Here is a 780-nt window from a genome sequence, read left to right as displayed (position 1 = left end):
GGCCTGCATGCCACTGGTCATGCGGTCCAAGTCGATAAAGCCGGTAGGCACGCCGGTGACGTCGGTGCTCGAGTCACGGTGGTACAGCTCGTCGATGCGCTCGACCACCTGGGTCAGCAGCGGCTGGATTTCCTGGAACCCCTTCTGCCCGCGCGAGCCTTCCTCGGCGATGGCGAACACCTTGGATTCCGCCTCGTCGAGCAGTTCCCGCACCTCGCGCCCTTTGGGGGCGAAGGCCGCGGTAGCGATATCGTCGGCCACGGTCACCAGCTTGCGCAGCACCGAGCGCTCGCGCACGATCTCCGCATAGCGGCGGATATTAGCCGCGCTAGGCGTGTTCTGCGCCAGGGAATTCAGATAGGCCAGGCCGCCCACCTCTTCCGCCTTGCCAGCGCCTTGCAGCGACTCGTAGACGGTGATGACGTCGGCGGGCTTGGTGGCGGCGATCAAGCGGGAGATGCTCTGGAAGATCATCCGGTGATCGAAGCGATAGAAATCGGCTTCGTTCAGGAAGTCGGCGATACGGTCCCAGGCGGCGTTGTCCAGCAGCAGGCCACCCAGCACCGATTGCTCGGCCTCGATGGAATGCGGCGGTACCTTGAGATTGTCTAGTTGGGGGTCTGCGACAGGCGCGTTCATAGGGAGGGATTATAACGGTCGGCGCCAGCGAGCCGGCGGAGAATTCGCAGCCGGCTGTTGGGGCATCCTGCCATGTGACGGCGGGACAACCGGCCCCGCCCTGTAGCAATCAGCCAATACGCCGATCAGGCAAGCAAGGGG

1 protein-coding gene is annotated in these 780 nt (G+C 64.2%); it reads right to left on the bottom strand.

Annotated features, from left to right (window positions below; translation table 11 throughout):
• Window positions 1-639: DnaB-like helicase N-terminal domain-containing protein (locus AC1DS3_RS39195; RefSeq protein WP_477129438.1), on the bottom strand; the 639-nt coding region annotated here is incomplete at its 3' end.
• Window positions 640-780: the final 141 nt, after the last annotated feature.

This window comes from Cupriavidus sp. 01L46 (assembly GCF_056399905.1).
This window is presented reverse-complemented; position numbering and strand designations above follow the sequence as displayed.